The following is a 757-nucleotide window of genomic DNA, read 5'->3' as shown; positions in this document are numbered from 1 at the left end:
TTTAAAATGCTTTGGAAAGAATATGTGGATCAATGTAAAAGTACGCATAAGGTATATCTAAAGTACAGTGCATTTTGTAACAATTACTCGAGCTATGTAAAAAAGAACAAGCTTACGATGCATATCACACATAAGCCTGGGGATAGGATAATGGTTGACTGGGATGGTAAGACAATGAAGGTTCATGATCGCTCATTGAACCAGGATGTCACTGCTTATATGTTTGTAGCTGTGCTGCCATTCAGTATGTACTGTTATGTGGGGGCTTGCCCTCATATGGATTCTAAAAATTGGATCAATTGTCATATCCACGCATTTGAATATTTTGGTGGTGTATCACGTATTCTTGTTCCAGATAATCTTAAAACAGGTGTTATAGAACACAAGAAATATGAAGATCCCGTTTTAAATAAGTCCTACCAGGAAATGGCAGATTATTATGGAATGGCTATTATTCCTGCACGCGTTAAAAAACCAAGAGATAAAAGTGCAGCAGAAGGATCGGTATTCAGTGTGGCTACAACAATAATTGGTAAGTTACGTAACCGAACTTTCTTCACTTTTGAATCTTTGAATAAAGCTATCTATATTGAATTGAATGAATATAACGGATGGGCAAGCCCATCCAATACGGAGAAATAAGTCCAGTTGATGCGGTGACGAAGTCCATTGAATCCGTTGTATAAGTCCACACCTATATTTTAGATATAAACTATCATCCTCCTGTTGTAAGATAAAAACAGGTAAGTAAGTATAC

1 protein-coding gene is annotated in these 757 nt (G+C 36.5%); it reads left to right on the top strand.

What is annotated here, in order from left to right; all coding sequences use genetic code 11:
- A partial coding sequence (gene istA / locus LJE08_RS13680) for an IS21 family transposase (RefSeq protein ID WP_227403541.1) occupies positions 1–642 on the top strand: 642 nt, incomplete at its 5' end.
- Positions 643–757 lie beyond the last annotated feature (115 nt).

Origin of the sequence: Holdemanella sp. DFI.5.55 (assembly GCF_020593575.1) — a bacterium.
GTDB classification, from domain to species: domain Bacteria; phylum Bacillota_I; class Bacilli_A; order Erysipelotrichales; family Erysipelotrichaceae; genus Holdemanella; species Holdemanella hominis.
This window is presented reverse-complemented; position numbering and strand designations above follow the sequence as displayed.